This window comes from Pseudoalteromonas sp. APC 3893 (assembly GCF_030408095.1).
GTDB lineage: Bacteria > Pseudomonadota > Gammaproteobacteria > Enterobacterales > Alteromonadaceae > Pseudoalteromonas.
Map to the genome: position 1 here is coordinate 1 of NZ_JASDCD010000072.1, position 1141 is coordinate 1141.

Consider the following 1141-nt stretch of genomic DNA (forward strand, 5'->3'; position numbering starts at 1 on the left):
CAGGGCGCGAGCACACTTTGTTAATGATGTTAACCAAACAACAATTCTTCCCTAAAAGCATCGTCATAACATGCTCTTACGCACTTACTTCTTATTGAACCCTTACTTTTCGTATGCTGTTTTACCATGTTTCTAACCACTCGACGAAATAACGCCATATGTTGTGCACTTAACGGATCGTGAATTTGAGATGCATCTTCTTTAAACACGACATCCAATATCCAATGTTGCTGGTTTTCTATCAACCAATGGTGTCTAATCGCTTTACTAATTAGCGCGTTATCTGTGACTGATGTCAGGTAAAAATGAGTGTCTATACTCGTTCTAACTCCTTTTTTCCTTTCTCTTTGTACCGCAATAATTGTTTTAATTGACGGCCAATTCTCTTTTATTTCAACAGGTAATAATGAAGCATCAAGACAGTCCACCGTTCTCACTTCTTGACGCCCATGCCCTTTATCTTGTGTTACATGGCTTATAATTTCTGAATCTTCAGATTCATAGTGCTGCATAAATAAATCATTAATAGCGCTAGACAGCTTCTTTTGATTACCTTTAACCTGCACAAGGTAATCAGCATTTCGGCTGATTAATTGCTTCAATGTCTCTTTTTGACAATGTAGCGCATCTAAAGTGATGAGAGTGTCATTAATATCAAGGAGTTGCAGTAATTCTCTCACTGCGGGGATTTCATTTGTCTTACTTCCTACTGTTTGATGAAATAAAGTTAACCCTGCTTCACAGTCGAATGCAGAAACAAGATGTAGCTTATCCGCCATATGTTTGCTTGCCCCGCGAATAGTTTTACCGTCAAATGCAATGATAGGTTGATTTGATTTAACACGCTGTTGGTTGACCCAGCTGTACATGCTCAGTAGCAATGACTCAGTATCGACCGTTCTAAATATTCTAGCAATGCTGTGTCGTGTCGGTATGCCATTATTGAAAGGACGAAATTTTTTTAACCAGTCAATCTTACTTTCACCATATACTTCAATATCTTGCCAACCTTCGCATCCAGATGTTACAGCACTAATAATAAGGAAAAGTACATCGACAAGGTTATGATGCTGGTTGATAGTTGAGCGGTTATCTTTTACAAGTTCTAAATGGGAGAATAAGGACATAAGAAATATAAAGT

1 protein-coding gene is annotated in these 1141 nt (G+C 37.9%); it reads right to left on the reverse strand.

Annotated elements, in window-relative coordinates; translation table 11 throughout:
- Nucleotides 1-29: 29 nt before the first annotated feature.
- Nucleotides 30-1127 (reverse strand): ISAs1 family transposase, encoded by a 1098-nt coding sequence (locus QMA12_RS22020; protein ID WP_290295321.1) that lies wholly within the window; start codon nt 1125-1127, stop codon nt 30-32.
- Between the last annotated feature and the right edge of the window lie 14 nt (nt 1128-1141).